The sequence below is a fragment of the Sphingobacterium gobiense genome (assembly GCF_002980575.1).
Classification (GTDB): Bacteria; Bacteroidota; Bacteroidia; order Sphingobacteriales; family Sphingobacteriaceae; genus Sphingobacterium; species Sphingobacterium gobiense.
The window spans coordinates 160,600-176,753 of record NZ_PVBS01000005.1 but is presented as its reverse complement, the minus strand read 5'-3'; the positions used below and the strand labels follow the sequence as shown (position 1 = coordinate 176,753).

Here is a 16,154-nt window from a genome sequence, read left to right as displayed (position 1 = left end):
GGACTTATTGAATATAACTTTACACGATTTAGGCAGACGGTATAACAGCGAGTGGATTTTCCGCCATATTGACTATACCTTTTCATGTGGAAAGAAATATGCAGTACTGGGACCAAATGGCTCCGGAAAATCAACATTGTTGAAAGTGATATCTGGAAGCCTTGCGCCGAGTGAAGGAAAAATTGCCTACGAAAGTATAGATGCTCAATCTATCTCACCGGAAAATATATACCAACAGTTGACCCTAGCTGCTCCCTATATGGAGTTGATAGAAGAATTGACATTAAAGGAGTTGATTGTGTTTCATTTCAAATTCAAAGGCTACCTACCGGGGTTTGATTTAGACGAAGTCGTTAGAACGTTACATTTAGAAAAAGCCTTAGATAAAGAAATTCGTTTTTTCTCTTCCGGAATGAAGCAACGGGTTAAGCTCGCATTGGCCTGTTGTGCCGATAGTGGTATTGTACTGCTTGACGAGCCTATGAGTAATCTGGATGTAGAAGGAGAAGAATGGTATCTATCTTTGATTGAACGTACGATTGGAACAGCTCGTATACTAATTATAGGTTCTAATCAAGAAAAAGAATACGATTTTTGTGACGAGCAAATAAATATGATTTCTTTTAAAGAGAAGAAATTATCGTTTTTATAAGAAGCGGAGATTTTGTATTTTTGCTACACAAAACCAAATAGATTGTTATGTCAAAAGCATCTGAAGTAAAATCAGGGAATATACTTCGTTTTAATGGAGAGTTGGTCACTGTGGAGGAATATATTCACCGGACACCAGGAAATTTACGTGCATTTTATCAAGCGAGGATGCGTAATGTGCGTACGGGTAAGTTGGTAGAATACCGTTTTAGAACGGACGAAGAGGTTGAGATTGCTCGTGTAGAGACAAGCGATTATCAATATTTATATGATGACGCCGATTTCTTCATCGTTATGGATAACAATACATACGAGCAATTCAATATCCCAAAAGCATTGTTTGGAGATGCAGCGCGATTTTTGAAAGAGGGGATGAACGTGTTGGTTGCTTTTGAAAGCGATGAGCCGATTATGGCAAACTTACCGGCATCTGTAGAGTTGGAGATCACGTATACGGAGCCTGCTGTAAAAGGTGACACATCCACAAATGCACTAAAAAATGCAACGGTGGAAACAGGAGTTGAGATCCGTGTGCCTTTGTTTATCAATCAGGGGGATAAAGTGAAAGTGGACACACGTACGGGAGATTATATCGAGCGTGTAAAATAGAACATTAGGTTTAGGTTGATTATGCGGTCTTGTTAGCCTTTAAGGCACAAGGCCGTTTTTTGTTAATCGAGTATGACAAAAGCAGAGTTACGTAGAGATTACAAACGACGGCGTTCCCTCTTAACGGAGGAAGAAATTGGATCATTTAATATCTCGATATTGAACGAACTCTTGCAAGTTGACTGGCGTGGGGTACATTACATCCATACGTTTTTGCCTATTACGGAGCAAAATGAGCCGGATATGTGGTCATTTATCACGAATATTCGCGTGTATTATCCCCGTATACATATTGTTGTTAGTCGTTCCGAACCTAGAGATTATTCCATGAAACATTTTCTACTAACAGAAGATGTCGTGTTAAAGGAAAATGCTTGGGGTATTGTAGAGCCTATTGATGGAGAACAAGTGAGCGAGACATTACTAGATGTAGTACTAGTGCCCTTATTAATTGTAGACAAAGCTGGTAATAGGATAGGGTATGGTAAGGGGTTCTACGATCGCTTTTTATCAAAATGTCGCGCCGATTGTCGAAAAATAGGTGTTTCGCTCTTCGAACCCATCGAAAAAATTGACGACATAAATCCATTGGATGTCCCTTTGGATATGGTGGTCACCCCAAAAGGGAAGGTCCAATTTGTCGGTTAAGCAAGTAAAGGGGTACAAAAGCCTGTGTCTCTACTTGTATAGTATCCTAAATTTAATGGTATTGTCGATTTGCTTTAATTGCTTTAAAACAGTTCGATCATACGCTGTATGAATATCCGTAACCGCATAGCCAATTTCCCCTTTTGTCATCAAAAATTGTGAAATAATATTGATGTCGTTTTCTGCATATACGTTATTTATCTGCGCCATGACACCGGGCACATTTTTATGGATGTGTAAAAGTCGATGTGCTTGGATAAGTCGGGGTAGCATCAGATTGGGGAAATTTCGACTCATATAGGTATCTCCATTGTTAATGAAGTCTGCCATACGTCGTGGGATAAATCCCGCGTTATGCTTTTTTTGTTTTTTATCATCAAAAATGACGATTCCTTTTTCCGTGCATATTTTTTTATTTACATATCCTTTTACATCACCAAGGTATCCAATCGTTTTTAATTTGTCAGCTTGGGATAGCTGTTCGTCATCAACGCGTGTACCTTCGGCCAATAAAAGCATACCAACGTCTTTGGTATATTTATCTTCAAAGGTATCTTTTACCCGGACAGAGAAACCATCTGTTTTTAAGATATGCACAGCAATATCTGGTATGTTGCCCACGATAAGACATAAAATTCGGTTTTTAGGATATGAAATGGCGCGAGGTAGATCGTTGACATATAGGAACTCGTCGAAGCTAGGCGTGATGTGGTCAGCTCTGTCTGTAACACTCTTGCGGGCGATATTTTCTGTAAATGCGAAAAACTTCTCGATGAGACCAGACTCTTTTAGCTGGAAATCCGAATAACCATCACCAATGCCGAATATTCTGCCGTCCAATTTAAGCTCATTCAGCAATTTGACTTTGCCACCTTCATCAGAAAGAGGATTACTTTCGTCATAACCGATAATGTTACCATCTTTATCAAATTTAAAAGTATTAGCATATATATTTTCGTTCTGAATGTAGTAGGGGGTTACAACCGGCGTAATGAACTCCTTAAATCCACCCGAAACAATCAATGCGGTGTCTTTATGCTTTTTGAAAAATTCTTTATTTCGACCAAACGATCGGGACACCTTTTTTTTCAGTTGGGTTACCAGTTTATCCAAATGACTTTTATTTGCGCTTAGGAGTTGAACACGTCCCGTTAAACTCTCTCTAAAGGAAATCTTCCCTTCCATGGCGAGGTTGGTGTAGTCCTCTATCTGCTGATAGATTTTGTCTCTGTCGGGATGGTTTTCTAAGGATATTCTTGCTAATTCATCCAAAGCTTCGACTTGCGTAAAAGTGCTATCGAAATCAATGATGTAATAATTTTTCATTAGAGTGATTTATTTTTTATGGCAATGGAGCTTGCACAAATTATTCATATTTTGTTCTATGGTAATTTACGCAGGTTTCATCTTAATTAATTGTTAAAATTCCTACTCATTTCTTTCAAAGTTAAATCAACCGGTTTAAAACAGTATCCTGTGGTGTCGGTCACTTTCTTGTTTGAATAAGCTAAATGAGAAGCCGAAGCTTTCGCAGTTTCACGTGTCAAGGTCGGCCGCCCTCCTTTGAATAAGGCGATAACCTTGGCCACCCTCCAGGCGATGCTAAGCATAAAAGGTCTGGCCTTAATGGTTGGAGCCGGTTTACCTAATACGTCAGCTACGCGTTCCAATAAATTTTTATTGGTGATGTTCTCGCTATTGAGTACAAAGCGTTCACTTCTGATATCGCGGTTGCTCATTAATAGGATCATGATTTTGGCAACATCTTCCACGTCTACAATACCTACTGTTCCTGGAGGATACACTTTAATTCCTTTTTGAATCAAGTTAAAGATTGCTCCTGAACCTTTTTTGCCAGAACCTACGCCCATAATAACGGATGGATTGACGATAACGCCGTCCAACCCTTCCATGATGCCACGCCATACCTCCATTTCACTTTCATATTTAGAAAGCGCATATTTCGAATGGTCTGCACCATCATCCCATTTGCTCTGTTCAGAAATCAACTCGCCCATTTTCGGAGAGCCTAAAGCAGCGATGGAACTTACGTGCACCAGGCGAGCGCCGTGCTCCAAACAAAGATTGACGATGTGTTTGGTGCCTTCGATATTGGTGTGTAACATACTTGCCCAATCCTCTTTTTGATAGGATATTTTAGCGGCACAATGGTATACTTGGGTCACGCCAGCAAAAACATCCGCTAAAGCAAAATAGTCTGTGATATCAGCATGCAACCATTCCACTAAGGAAGAAGATCGCAATGTCTCGGGGACTTCCGACTGTTCACGCTTAATCGCTAGAACGGCATTTCCCTCATCGATTAAAAACTTGATCAATGTAGATCCCAAAAAGCCTGTTCCTCCGGTTACTAATATCACCTATCTTGAATTGTCGTTGAAATTGTTTCGCTCAAAGATAACCTATTGATATTGGGTTTGCAAGTATAAGAAACGGGTATTTATTTTCTTTTCACAATTTGCGGAAACTTTCGCTTTTGACTGCTTACTTTATTGATGTTTTGTTTACTTTTGAGGTATCAATGAGCCTTTCGGGGTTTTACCTTTTACTTTGTTAAAATGTCTTTAGCTGATTTTTTTACACCTATCGTAGCGCGGGACTTTTGTGCTGGCAACGATTTTTATAACTCGCAATTCGGGAAAATCATACAGGTTTATGAAACTTCTTTCCCTGATTTAGAACACGCAGAACGAAAGCCACATGTAGCTTTAGTGGGCGTAGAGGAGGAGCGGGCATCTGTTAACAATCGTGGCGTGAAGAAATCGCCTGACGCCGTGCGAAAGCATTTCTATAATCTCTATCAAGGCGACTATGATATGCGTATCGCCGATTTAGGGAATATCCGAGCAGGTGCGACGGTACAGGATACGTACATTGCATTGAGAACCGTGGTAGAGGAATTGGTGAAGCAGGATATTTTACCTGTTATAATAGGTGGAGGGCAGGACCTGACCTATGCCCAATATACGGGTTACGAAGGATTGGAACAACGCGTGGAAATAGCGATTATTGACGCCCGATTTGACCTGGACCAAGATCAAGTAGAGAGCCCCCCGTTAAATTCCAATACCTATCTCAATCATATTATATTGCATCAGCCGGATTACCTATTCAATCTAAGTAACCTGGCCTATCAAACCTATTTAGTAAGTAAGGAATCTATCAATATGTATGATAAACTATTTTTTAGTACCATGCGTATTGGGATAATGGCCGGTAAGCTCGATCAAGCAGAGCCGTTGATTCGTGCTGCGGATATGGTTAGTTTTGATATCGGTGCAATACGTGCTTCGGAAGCGCCAGGCAACGCCAACGCAAATCCGAACGGGTTATATGGAGACGAAGCTTGTCAATTGGCACGTTATGCAGGAATGTCGGATAAGTGTTCGTCTATTGGATTTTATGAATATAATCCGACCTTCGATCCCATGGGACATACAGGTAGTTTGGTCGCCCAAATGATATGGTGTTTTGTTGATGGATTTTACAGTCGTAAAAATGATACACCGGTTATACCGAAATCGGCTTATATAATTTATCGCACGACGCTAGAAAATGATGACTACGAATTGGTTTTTGTTAAGAGTAAGAAATCCGATCGTTGGTGGATGCAAGTGCCTTATTTTGGATCGAGATCTGTAAACGAGCGGTATTATTGGGTGCCATGTCGTTACGAAGATTACCAGCAAGCGGTAAGCGGCGACATGCCAGATTTATGGTGGAGAACGCACCAAAAACTACAATAAAGAAGGATTTATGGATATCTTGTTACTGCTTATCATTGTTGTCCTGTTCGGTATCACTATTGGGCTTATTTGGCTGCAGGCAAAAAAGATACCAAGAAATGTGTTGCAGCAAGTCGAACGGGAGAAGTCAGCCGCCGTGATAGAATTGACTAAAGTGCAAGAAAGAGAGCGGTTATTGGTTCAAGGAAAAGAGCTTGTCGAGCAAACACTTGAAACAGAACGACGGGAGCGAGCTGCCGTAGAGCGAACCCTCGAAAGCACCAATGCATATCTGCAGGCACAGCAAGAAAAATACCAGGCCCAGCAGGAAGAAATGCAACAATTACGCAAGCAGTTTCATTTGGAGTTTCAGCAAATGGCAAATGCGATTCTCGAAGAAAAGACGCAAAAATTTACAACTGTCAATCAACAACAACTGGACCAGATACTCACACCGTTAAAAGAAAAAATCAAGACGTTTGAGGAGAAAGTAGAACGTACATACCAGCAAGAAGCCGCGGAACGTAATGTGTTGAAAGGTGTAGTGGAGCAGTTGATGCAACAGAGTATGCTGATTAAAAACGAAGCAAATAATCTGACCAGGGCGTTGAAAGGCGATAGTAAAAAACAAGGGTATTGGGGCGAAATTATCTTGGAACGCGTGTTGGAACGTTCGGGTTTGGTAAAAGATCAAGAATACAGACTGCAAGCTGTTTTTGATGAAGACAATAGCCGGAAAATCCCGGACGCTATTATCTTACTGCCGGATGATAAACATCTGGTTATCGATTCTAAAGTATCGTTGACGGCCTACGAACGTTGGGTGAATGAGGATGATGAAGTAGAACAAGTTCAATACTTACGACAACATGTACAGTCCATCGAATCGCATATTCGGCAGTTATCAGCAAAGAATTACCACGATCTCTATGGTATTCATTCTCCAGATTTTGTCTTATTGTTTATGCCGATAGAGTCTGCGCTGAGTGTTGCTATTCGGGAAAAGCCGGATCTGTTTTCCAACGCTTGGGATAGACGTGTCGTTATCGTAGGGCCATCAACGCTGTTGGCAACCTTGCGAACGATTGCAAGTGTATGGGTACAGGAACGCCAAAATCGAAATGTACTGGAAATTGCGAAAGAAGCCGGCTTACTATACGATAAGTTTGTAGGCTTTTTAAACGATATGCAACAATTAGAGACCCATCTGCAGCGTGCATCCGAAAAACATCAAGAAGCAATGCGAAAGTTGTCATCGGGTACTGGAAACGTAATAAAAAAAGTAGAAAATCTAAAGCAGCTCGGTGCAAAAGCGAATAAGCAAATTGACTCAAGATATTTGGAATAGAATAGATATAACTATCAATATCCCTCGGCAAAATCGTCACCACGTGGGTCTGCACCCGTTTGCAATTTTCCGTTAGGAAGTACCACAATATTCTTCATACGGCCTATTGCGTTTCTTGGATGAAGGATATAACCGTCGCTTTCCAGACTTTTGCGGACAGAATCGGCGATAGCTTTCTCCTCTACATCAATGCGATCGGGCTTCCATTGGTGATGAAAACGGGGCTTGCTGACAGATTCTTGTGCGCTCATGCCAAATTCTAACACATTAAGAATACCCTGGAATACCGATGTAATGATCGTCGAACCGCCAGGCGTTCCAATAACCATCTTTAAATGTCCACCTTGTTCTACGATGGTAGGTGTCATCGCACTAAGCATCCTTTTTTGTGGTACAATGGCGTTCGCTTTACCTCCTAGTAAACCATATAAATTGGGAGTTCCCGGTTTTACAGAAAAATCATCCATTTCGTTATTTAATAGAAAGCCAGCGCCATCTACCCATACATAAGAGCCATAAGAACCATTAATCGTGGTAGTTAATGAAACAGCATTTCCTTCCGCATCAACAATACTGAAGTGTGTGGTCTCTTCCGGTTCGTAGCCGGGAAACGAAGAAGCTTTTACCTCGGTGCTAGGCGTTGCTTTAGCTAAGTTAACCTTTGCCATGCGATCCTGGTTAAATTTTTTATCCGTTAGATGTTTTACCGGCACCTTATAAAAGTCTGGATCACCTAAATAGGACGCCCTATCCGCATAAATATGCCGTTCTGCCTCTACCATCGCTCTTACTGTGCTATCGGACTGAAAGCCCCAAGCATGTAAAGGATATTGTTCCACCGATTGTAATAAAGCTAATAGTGCAATGCCGCCACTGGAAGGCGGCGGCATGGAAATAATCTTATAATCTTTGTAAGTTCCGATAATCGGTTCTCGCCAAACTGCTTCATAATTAGTTAAATCCGCGTGGGTGATAATGCCATTACCACGTTTCATTTCGGCGACAATGAAATCAGCTACAGCTCCCTTATAAAAGCCGTCCCGGCCCTGACTAGCAATCTGCCTTAGCGTACGAGCAAGTTGTTTCTGCACAAATAAATTTCCGGGCTTCCAGTCTTCGTTACGAATAATTGCAGCGCCATTGAGATTAAACTTCTTAAATCGTTTTTGGTAATTATTGAACTCTTTTGCTTGTCGGGCGGTGATGGGGAAACCATTTTCAGCAAAATCGATAGCAGGATTGATAAGCTCTTTCCACGGCATGCTGCCATATTTTTTATGTGCCTTGTCCATACCTGCCACTGAACCCGGGACACCCGCAGCGAGTTGACCATACAGACTGAGGTCTGTAATGGGATCCCCTTTTTCATCTAAATACATGTCACGATGTGCACTCGCAGGCGCTTTTTCACGAAAATCCAAAGACGTCACGAAACCATTTTTATCTCGATATATCATGAAGCCGCCTCCACCGATATTACCTGCATTTGGATAAACCACGGCGAGGGCAAATTGCACTGCAATAGCAGCATCAATCGCGTTACCTCCTTTTTTGAGGATATCTACGCCAACCTGTGAGGCAAGGGGGTGCGCCGTGACTATCGCTGCATGATTAAATTCTGGTTGAGCAACGCGTTCAGTATTATCTTGTGCTTTAGTATAAGAACCTACTAAAAGTAAAATGATAAGGATGCTAGAAAGTAACTTCATGGAGATAAAACTGTTTATCGTATGTAAATATAGATTAAAAATATTTTTTTGCCTAACTTAGACGTCATGAAAACATTCGTTTCGACCATCATATTTTGTGTTTGTTTCGCCTTGCTTCATGCGCAATCGGTTCGCATATTATCGTATAATATACATCACGGTAACCCTCCGGGAGATCCGAATAAGATTGATTTGCCTCATATAGCGGAGGTTATTAAGACCGCTAACGCCGATTTGGTTGGTATACAAGAGGTAGATGTTCGTTTATCGCGCTCCCAGATGGTAGATCAAGCGAAAGAGTTAGCAGATTTGACAGGAATGCACTATTTTTTCTCCAAAGGAATCGATTTAGAAGACGGTGAATATGGCACGTTAATCCTCACCAAGCATAAAATTGTTGGTAATAAACGTTATGATTTGCCCATGGTCGAGAAAAGTGAAAATAGATCGCTCGCTATTGTCGATGTGGAATTATCTAATGGTAAAGTGCTGTCTTTCGCCAATACACATCTGGATTTAAAAGCAAAAAATAAAGTTGCACAAGCAAACTATATAAAAGAATTAGGTGCAAGAATAGAAACCCCGTTAATTCTCGTTGGGGATTTTAACGCGAAACCTAACGACGAAACCATTAAGATTTTGGAAGAACAATTTATCCGAAATAAGTCAACCAATGGCCCTACGCATCCGAATATCGGAGCAAAGAACGAAATTGATTATATCATGGTCAGCAAACAGACAAAATTCAGTTGGAAGACTTATAAAATAATTCCCGAAACCTATGCTTCTGATCATTTGCCCGTATTTGCGGAAATTGAGATAACGTTACAATAATTTTTCGTTATTCTTATGCCTATCTGCATCGCGAATTGATTTTTTTTCCAGGTTCTTTTGCAATGCATCGGTAAGGTCTATGCCCGTTTGATTAGCGAGACAGATAAGTACAAATAGTACATCTGCCATTTCATCTGCTAGATTGACTTCCTTATCTGACTTCTTAAACGACTGCTCTCCGTACTGCCGAGCCATAATCCGGGCTACTTCACCTACCTCTTCCATAAGCATGGCGGTATTTGTTAACTCATTGAAATAACGGACGCCGGTGTTGTTGATCCATTTATCTACAATGTCTTGTGCTTCTTTAATTGTCATTAGAAATAGTTTATATGTTCGTAATTAGCACCCATAATTCATCACTCTTTTGTGTCCAAAATGATCGTTACCGGACCATCGTTACACAAATCGATCTCCATATCCGCTCCAAAGACACCCATCTGTACCTGTTTGTTCAGTAGCGCGGATAAACGTTCACTCATGGTTTGGTATAACTGCTCCGCTTTGTTGGGTTTTGCCGCGCGGATAAAAGACGGTCGATTACCTTTTCTGGTCTGTGCAATCAATGTAAATTGGGATATAAGAAGAATATTGCCAGCTATGTCTTGAATGGACTTGTTCATTAAGCCAGCCTCGTCAGAAAATATACGGAGATTGACCAATTTGTGAGCCACCCATTCCGTCTCGCTATCGGTATCATCTTCTTCTATACCCAATAATACCAACAATCCCTGTTTAATTTCTCCTGTACATACGCCATCTACGGTACACGAGGCTTGGGTAACCCGTTGTATAACTGCTCGCATGTTGCAAAATAGAAATTAAAACCGAATATTCAAGCCGAACAGGAAATTTGTTTCCGCTTGCGGAAAATAGGCATTGCCGTAAAGACGCGTTCCATCAGGCGTGATCCCACCATATGTATAACCGTGTGACTCGTACTTTTCGTTGAAGATATTGTTAATAGCTAAATTAGCATCTATATCGTTCATCCCTAACAACGAGAAATTATAACGTATACGCAGATTGTTTACAAAGAAAGGATCCACGCTACGGTCTGTCGACTGCGTATTGTCCAGATATTGCCTTGATACGTATTTGCTAGCCACACTAAATTCCAGCGGGCGTATAGGTGAATAGGAAAACTCATTGGACAAAATAGTGGATGGCGAGAAGGAAATCGTCGTTGAGCGGTAATGTTGTTCTACCTGTGGCCCGTCCAATTCATTCCAGTCTTCGTCCATAACGGTAAGGTATTCCGTATAGTTCTTGATCTTATTTTGGCTCAATCCTGCCGTGGCTTTCCATCGGAAATGTTCTGATAATTGCCACGCGGCATCCAGTTCTAAGCCGAGGCGATAACTATCAGGTACGTTTTCGCGTATTGAACCACCGACGTCGTTGATTTCACCGGTCTTGATCAGTTGATTTTTATAGAACATACCATACAAGTTTCCGCCAATATTTAATGATTCCCTTCTCAATCGGTATCCCATTTCAATATTATGCATTCTTTCAGCTTCTGGTCGCGCGTTGGGGGAGGATTCCACATAGTCATCGCGAACCGGTTCTTTATTGCCGAATGCATACGAAGCGTAAACATTGGCTGTGGGCGACAAGAGGTAAGTAGCCCCTATTTTCGGGTTGAAGAAATGATGTTTTACATTCACATCTGCCAGTTCCAGATTATGGTTATATCCCTCGAAAGTGTAATCGACTAAACGGTATTGCAAATCCGTATACAAGCGCATCGCACCAAAGGTAGCGTTCCATTTACCATATACATTGACATCATTTTTCTCTGCGTCGTTGAAATAGTACTTGTCGCCTAATTGGCTATCCGATGCATATTGTGCCCAAATTACTTCACCATAATGATCGCCCCGATATTGATTGGCGCCTCCACCGAAAATCAAATTGTGGTTTTCATTCACCTGATGATGGATAGAGAATACCGTTCCATAAAAATAGTTGTCCAACCAACGGCGACGGATAAGATCTGTGCTGTTGATCGTAGAATCGCCGATATTGATAGGCGCTAAACCGTATCCACTAAATGGCTCTCCTTTTCTGTCTTCTTCGTAATAACCAGCTCCGCGCGTATAGTGCAACGCCATGTTTAGTGTAGTCTGGTCAGACGCAAAATAGTTGTAGTGAAGATGATGGTGGGTCTGCGTGTAGTTGTCGGTTTGGTTTTCGTATGTAAAACCATTATAGCGACGGTTATCTTCCAGCATTTCTTCTGGTACGCCATCCCACGCCTGATAAGTTTTCTCCTTGCCGGAGAATACAGTGGCTTTCAAGTGATGCTTTTCACCATAGTATCCCGCATCGATATAGAAAGATTTTAAATCGGATGAAGCGCGGTCGATATAGCCATCGGAACTAATTCGTGATAATCGTGCATTGAATGCAAATTTATCTTGAATTAATCCGGAGCCCACTTTAAACGTATTTTTCCACGTATTATAAGAACCAACGCTATTATTTAGTTCTGCGTATGGGTTTAGCTCTAGTGCATCCGACTGGATATTAAGTGAGGCGCCAAACGCTCCTGCACCGTTGGTGGAAGTTCCTATACCACGTTGAATCTGGATACTTTCGGAGCTTGAAGCAAAATCTGGTAGATTTACAAAGAAAGATCCCATACTCTCTGCATCATTTAATGGGATACCATTCAGGGTCACATTGATACGCTGGTTGTCCGACCCGCGGATTGTCATGTTGGTATAGCCAATTCCCCCGCCGGCGTCCGAGCCGATGACTACGGACGGTGTCTGGTCGAGTAAATACGGGATATCTTGTCCGAGATTGCCGCGCGTAATATCTTCTTTTGAAATGTTTTTATAGGTCGTTGCAGCGTTGTCTCCCGCTCGTGTCGCCATGACCTGTACTTCACCGGTCATTCTTGTTTCTGTATACAGTACTACCGTAAGTTCTGCTTGTTGACTTGGGTTTACTTGTTTGTGATAAGGAGCATATCCTATGTAGCGAACGCGTAAATCGGAAACCGTCTGTTCTACGTTTGGAAATGCAGCTACGCCCTCTATATCACTGGTTTTTGTGATTCCTTGAAATATGACCGTTGCTCCAAGCAAAGGTTTTTGGTTGATGTCGAGGACTCGAACGGTAAATTGGCTTTGTGCAAAAGCGAAGAGTGCTCCGAATAGCATCGCCACGGTAATAATTCCATGTTTTAACATAAAAATAAACAATTAAACTAAGTTAAACATACTATTACCAGGGGTTAGCAACAGCTTTATTATTCAACTAAACCTCCCTACGCCAGCATTATCTGGATCAGGTGCGTTTCGCAATTATGCGAAACTGGGTGTAATCTCAGCCCGTTTTTGTGTTCAAACAACAAGGCACCCCTTTCGATAACCGCAAAAGTAAAGATTAATTTGCTATTCTCAAATTATGGCGTCATTTTTGATTCTAATAGAAACAACAAAATAGTTCAATTAGTTAAATGAGATATATTTCAGCAAGCATTGTGATTCCTGTTAAGGGAGATTTCATGCGAAAAGGGGTCGTTGCGATTGATAAAACAGGCGTGATTAAAGGGGTCTACAAAGAAACGGATCCTGCCGTGTCCAATGTGAAGAAAGAATTCTATGACGGGGTCTTAATACCAGGGTTTATCAATGCTCATTGCCACATTGAATTGTCGCACATGCTTGGTAAAACAAAAAAAGGAACTGGGCTGCCGCGTTTTTTAGCGGACGTAATGAAACAACGGTCTGCAAAAGAAAAAGATATTTTGGCGCAAATCGAAGCCGCTGATAAGACGATGTACGATAACGGCATCCAAGCTGTGGGTGATCATGTTAATACGGCGTTGTCAGCAAAGACGAAAACCAATAGCAGCATAAAATATCACACCTTTGTAGAGGTGATGGCGATGACAAAAGAAGATGTACAAGTCCGTGTGGATAAGGCACGTGATATCGAATTCTATTTTGACGCTAATCACGCTTCTATTACGCCGCACGCTCCGTATTCGTGTTCGAAGGAACTGTTTAAAGCATTTCGTAAGCTCGTGAGTGAAGATAATATCTTGAGTGTCCATAATCAAGAGAGCGATGAAGAGAATAGACTTTATCGTTATAAGCAAGGAGAGTTTCTAGATTTTTACAAAGAAATGGGATTGAATGCGGACTCGTTCAAAGCGCAAGCAAGGAATTCTATCCAATCTTATCTTGCGCACTTACCAAAGAACAATCCCCTGATGTTGATTCACAACACCTATATGTCTTTAAAGGATATTGATTTTGTCGAACGTTTGGGCAGAGATGTTTACTTTTGTGTTTGTCCGAAATCAAATCTCTACATTGAAGGTAAGCTACCTAAAATACTCAGTTTTGTTCCGAACCAAAACCGAATGGTAGTAGGCACAGACAGTTTAGCATCTAATGATACGCTTGATATTCTGGAGGAATTAAAAGTGCTTTCTTCGCACTTTAGCCAATTGGATTTCTTACAAATCTTGCCATGGGCAACGATTAATGGTGCGACGGTGTTAGGACTTGCAGATCAACTAGGATCTATCGAGGTTGGTAAAACACCCGGTTTAGTACTGTTGGAGGGGATGAATAATTTGCGTCTGACGGAACGGGTCACGTTGAAAAGAATAGCTTAGTTTCTTTCCGTTTTCTTATGTACGTTCCCTCTAAAAAAAGTATTTTGGGGCAGAGGAGAACCGAGCGTTGTGAGCTCACCGAAGGTAATTAGAGCAAATTCTTTTTATATCCTTGAATAATTAAATTGGATATAAAAGCGAATTTATCTAAGTTTGACTGTAATAATGAAACATCTGAATATTACGATTACAGGCAAGGTACAAGGCGTTTATTATCGTGCAACGTGTAAGGCGGTGGCAGATCAGCTTGGCGTAAAAGGATTCGTTATGAACCAACCCAACGGTTCGGTTTATTTAGAAGCTGAAGGTGAGACCTTTGCGCTTGAGGCTTTGTTAGCGTTCTGCCATGAAGGGCCTGATCGTGCTGAAGTTGAAAAAGTCAGTTCTGTTGAGGGAACCCTACGAGCATTCCAGAATTTTGAAGTCGTAAAAAAGAAAAAATAGCCGCGTGTCTTCCATCAAAAAATTTGTGAGTGATACGGTAATATATGGTTTTACAACCATTGTTTCCCGGATGATCAGTTTTTTGATGACGCCTATATATCTCCGAAAATTTAAAGATGCAGCTGTGTATGGGGTTTATTCCGACCTCTACGCTTGGGTATCTATGTGGAATGCTATTCTAGCATTTGGCATGGAAACCACGTATTTCCGGTTTTTACAGAAAGTCGAACCAAAACATAAAGAACGAGTTTCTAACAACAGTTTCGTGATTACGTTGATTACCTCGTCGTTGTTAGTTGTTTCCGTACTCACTTTTATAGACCCGATAGCCTCATGGTTCGCCGGAGATGGTAATACAGGAGAATACGCAAAATATATCCAGTATTTTGTGTTTATTTTAGTGGCGGATGCATTGGCGGTTGTGCCTTTTGCGAAACTACGTGCAGAAGGACGCCCTATTCGCTATGGCTATATCAAATTCATTAATATCTTCATTACGCTATTTTCGAATCTGTTTTTTATCGTCTGTCTGCCCGAATGGATAAAAACATCCCCTTTTTGGGCCAATTTTGCTTCGGGTTGGTTTCAGGAGGGATGGCTCGGATACGTTTTCCTTTCCAACCTGTTCGCCAGTGTGTTTACGCTGCTTTTATTGCTGCCGGAGATATTAACGCTGCGGTTGCGCATTGACAAGCCATTGATGAAAAGCATGTTGGTCTACAGCTTTCCCATTTTGATTGCTAATATATCATTTATTATCAATGAAAATCTGGATAAGATGTTCTTTCGCAAACTACTGCCGGGAGAATATGGAGAAACGGAATTGGGTATATATGCCGCCGTAACCAAAATAGCCGTTTTTCTAAACTTATTTGTTACCGCCTTTCGCTTAGGTGCGGAACCTTTCTTTTTTTCGTACGCCAAGAATGAGAATGCTCGCCATATGTATGCAAAGATTATGGAGTACTTTGTGATGTTGATGGTATTGGTCATGGTGGGTATTGTTGTCAATTTGGATTGGCTTAAAGATTTTATCAAAGGGAATGAACTCCAGCCAGACATCTACTGGACAGGACTCAAAGTCGTACCGTTTATACTTTTAAACTTTGTACTGTTGGGAATCTATATGAACCTGTCGGTGTGGTACAAGCTAACGGATCAGACGCGCTTTGCGGTATATATATCTGTAGCGGGGGCACTCGTAACCATTGTTTTGAATTTTCTGTTGATACCCATCTATTCCTATCCAGGTGCTGTTGCTACAACCACTACTGCCTACTTGGCCATGATCGGATTATCTCTTTTTTGGGGACAAAAATATTATCCAATACCCTATCATTTCCTAAAAATAATTCTTTATCTTTTGATTGGATTAGGCGTCTCGCTTGCTAGTTTCTTTATTTTTGATAGTAACTTCTGGATCGGCAACGGGTTACTATTATTGTTCTGTTCAGCGATTGTTTTTTCGGAGAGGAAGAATATAGAGCAATTGCTCCTACAACGGAAAAATAATTTGAAATAAC

Annotated in this window: 15 protein-coding genes; 9 read left to right on the top strand and 6 right to left on the bottom strand. The window is 41.2% G+C overall.

Annotated features, from left to right (window positions below):
- The first annotated feature begins 7 nt into the window (after positions 1-7).
- The 3 genes from C5749_RS18370 to C5749_RS18360 all read left to right on the top strand — a co-directional run bounded on the left by C5749_RS18370 (position 8) and on the right by C5749_RS18360 (position 1,908).
- Positions 8-652: an ABC transporter ATP-binding protein gene (locus C5749_RS18370; RefSeq protein ID WP_105727671.1), complete on the top strand. Its 645-nt coding sequence runs from the start codon at positions 8-10 to the stop codon at positions 650-652.
- Positions 653-699: 47 nt separating this feature from the next.
- Complete coding sequence (gene efp, locus C5749_RS18365) at positions 700-1,260, top strand: elongation factor P (RefSeq protein ID WP_105727670.1); 561 nt, start codon at positions 700-702, stop codon at positions 1,258-1,260.
- A gap of 72 nt (positions 1,261-1,332) precedes the next feature.
- Positions 1,333-1,908 carry a 5-formyltetrahydrofolate cyclo-ligase gene (locus C5749_RS18360; RefSeq protein ID WP_105727669.1) on the top strand — a complete coding sequence of 192 codons (576 nt, stop codon included), beginning with the start codon at positions 1,333-1,335 and terminating at the stop codon, positions 1,906-1,908.
- Positions 1,909-1,938: 30 nt separating this feature from the next.
- On the opposite strand, the gene C5749_RS18355 is transcribed toward C5749_RS18360, so the two are convergent.
- Both C5749_RS18355 and C5749_RS18350 read right to left on the bottom strand, forming a co-directional pair.
- The gene (locus C5749_RS18355; RefSeq protein WP_105727668.1) at positions 1,939-3,234 is read right to left on the bottom strand and encodes an HAD-IB family phosphatase; all 1,296 of its coding nucleotides are present in this window, start codon (positions 3,232-3,234) and stop codon (positions 1,939-1,941) included.
- Positions 3,235-3,320: 86 nt separating this feature from the next.
- The gene (locus C5749_RS18350; RefSeq protein ID WP_105727667.1) at positions 3,321-4,289 is read right to left on the bottom strand and encodes an SDR family NAD(P)-dependent oxidoreductase; all 969 of its coding nucleotides are present in this window, start codon (positions 4,287-4,289) and stop codon (positions 3,321-3,323) included.
- 198 nt (positions 4,290-4,487) lie between these two features.
- On the opposite strand from C5749_RS18350, the gene C5749_RS18345 reads away from it, so the two are divergent.
- Entirely contained in the window at positions 4,488-5,675 is a 1,188-nt protein-coding gene (locus tag C5749_RS18345) for a formimidoylglutamase (protein ID WP_105727666.1), read from the top strand.
- 10 nt (positions 5,676-5,685) lie between these two features.
- Entirely contained in the window at positions 5,686-7,002 is a 1,317-nt protein-coding gene (locus C5749_RS18340; RefSeq protein WP_105727665.1) for a DNA recombination protein RmuC, read from the top strand.
- A 14-nt stretch (positions 7,003-7,016) separates the two neighbouring features.
- Here C5749_RS18340 and ggt read toward each other — a convergent pair whose 3' ends face one another.
- Entirely contained in the window at positions 7,017-8,711 is a 1,695-nt protein-coding gene (gene ggt / locus C5749_RS18335) for a gamma-glutamyltransferase (RefSeq protein ID WP_105727664.1), read from the bottom strand.
- A gap of 66 nt (positions 8,712-8,777) precedes the next feature.
- Between ggt and C5749_RS18330 the strand changes: the two genes are divergently transcribed.
- Positions 8,778-9,545, top strand: coding sequence for an endonuclease/exonuclease/phosphatase family protein (locus C5749_RS18330; RefSeq protein WP_105727663.1), 768 nt, complete (start codon positions 8,778-8,780; stop codon positions 9,543-9,545).
- On the opposite strand, the gene C5749_RS18325 is transcribed toward C5749_RS18330, so the two are convergent.
- Genes C5749_RS18325 through C5749_RS18315 form a run of 3 tightly spaced genes read right to left on the bottom strand, consistent with a single transcriptional unit; the run spans position 9,537 to position 12,748 of the window.
- Positions 9,537-9,863, bottom strand: coding sequence for a nucleotide pyrophosphohydrolase (locus C5749_RS18325; RefSeq protein WP_105727662.1), 327 nt, complete (start codon positions 9,861-9,863; stop codon positions 9,537-9,539). The genes C5749_RS18330 and C5749_RS18325 overlap by 9 nt on opposite strands.
- Positions 9,864-9,904: 41 nt before the next feature.
- On the bottom strand, positions 9,905-10,351 hold the full coding sequence (gene dtd / locus C5749_RS18320) for a D-aminoacyl-tRNA deacylase (protein WP_105727661.1): 447 nt from the start codon (positions 10,349-10,351) through the stop codon (positions 9,905-9,907).
- 15 nt (positions 10,352-10,366) lie between these two features.
- Positions 10,367-12,748, bottom strand: a complete 2,382-nt coding sequence (locus tag C5749_RS18315; RefSeq protein WP_105727660.1) for a TonB-dependent receptor — start codon at positions 12,746-12,748, stop codon at positions 10,367-10,369.
- A 269-nt stretch (positions 12,749-13,017) separates the two neighbouring features.
- Between C5749_RS18315 and C5749_RS18310 the strand changes: the two genes are divergently transcribed.
- The 3 genes from C5749_RS18310 to C5749_RS18300 all read left to right on the top strand — a co-directional run bounded on the left by C5749_RS18310 (position 13,018) and on the right by C5749_RS18300 (position 16,153).
- Positions 13,018-14,187 (top strand): amidohydrolase family protein, encoded by a 1,170-nt coding sequence (locus C5749_RS18310; protein WP_105727659.1) that lies wholly within the window; start codon positions 13,018-13,020, stop codon positions 14,185-14,187.
- Between the two features lie 165 nt (positions 14,188-14,352).
- Positions 14,353-14,631: an acylphosphatase gene (locus C5749_RS18305; protein ID WP_105727658.1), complete on the top strand. Its 279-nt coding sequence runs from the start codon at positions 14,353-14,355 to the stop codon at positions 14,629-14,631.
- 25 nt (positions 14,632-14,656) lie between these two features.
- A complete protein-coding gene (locus tag C5749_RS18300) occupies positions 14,657-16,153 on the top strand; it encodes an MATE family efflux transporter (RefSeq protein ID WP_245893843.1) in 1,497 nt (498 codons plus the stop codon).
- Position 16,154 lies beyond the last annotated feature (1 nt).

Bases quoted from the DNA above. Each gene is read 5' to 3' on its own strand.
- efp (WP_105727670.1), top strand. From the start codon at position 700: ATGTCAAAAGCATCTGAAGTAAAATCAGGGAATATACTTCGTTTTAAT.
- C5749_RS18360 (WP_105727669.1), top strand. From the start codon at position 1,333: ATGACAAAAGCAGAGTTACGTAGAGATTACAAACGACGGCGTTCCCTC.
- C5749_RS18355 (WP_105727668.1), bottom strand. From the start codon at position 3,234: ATGAAAAATTATTACATCATTGATTTCGATAGCACTTTTACGCAAGTC.
- C5749_RS18345 (WP_105727666.1), top strand. From the start codon at position 4,488: ATGTCTTTAGCTGATTTTTTTACACCTATCGTAGCGCGGGACTTTTGT.
- C5749_RS18340 (WP_105727665.1), top strand. From the start codon at position 5,686: ATGGATATCTTGTTACTGCTTATCATTGTTGTCCTGTTCGGTATCACT.
- ggt (WP_105727664.1), bottom strand. From the start codon at position 8,711: ATGAAGTTACTTTCTAGCATCCTTATCATTTTACTTTTAGTAGGTTCT.
- C5749_RS18330 (WP_105727663.1), top strand. From the start codon at position 8,778: ATGAAAACATTCGTTTCGACCATCATATTTTGTGTTTGTTTCGCCTTG.
- C5749_RS18325 (WP_105727662.1), bottom strand. From the start codon at position 9,863: ATGACAATTAAAGAAGCACAAGACATTGTAGATAAATGGATCAACAAC.
- dtd (WP_105727661.1), bottom strand. From the start codon at position 10,351: ATGCGAGCAGTTATACAACGGGTTACCCAAGCCTCGTGTACCGTAGAT.
- C5749_RS18315 (WP_105727660.1), bottom strand. From the start codon at position 12,748: ATGTTAAAACATGGAATTATTACCGTGGCGATGCTATTCGGAGCACTC.
- C5749_RS18310 (WP_105727659.1), top strand. From the start codon at position 13,018: ATGAGATATATTTCAGCAAGCATTGTGATTCCTGTTAAGGGAGATTTC.
- C5749_RS18305 (WP_105727658.1), top strand. From the start codon at position 14,353: ATGAAACATCTGAATATTACGATTACAGGCAAGGTACAAGGCGTTTAT.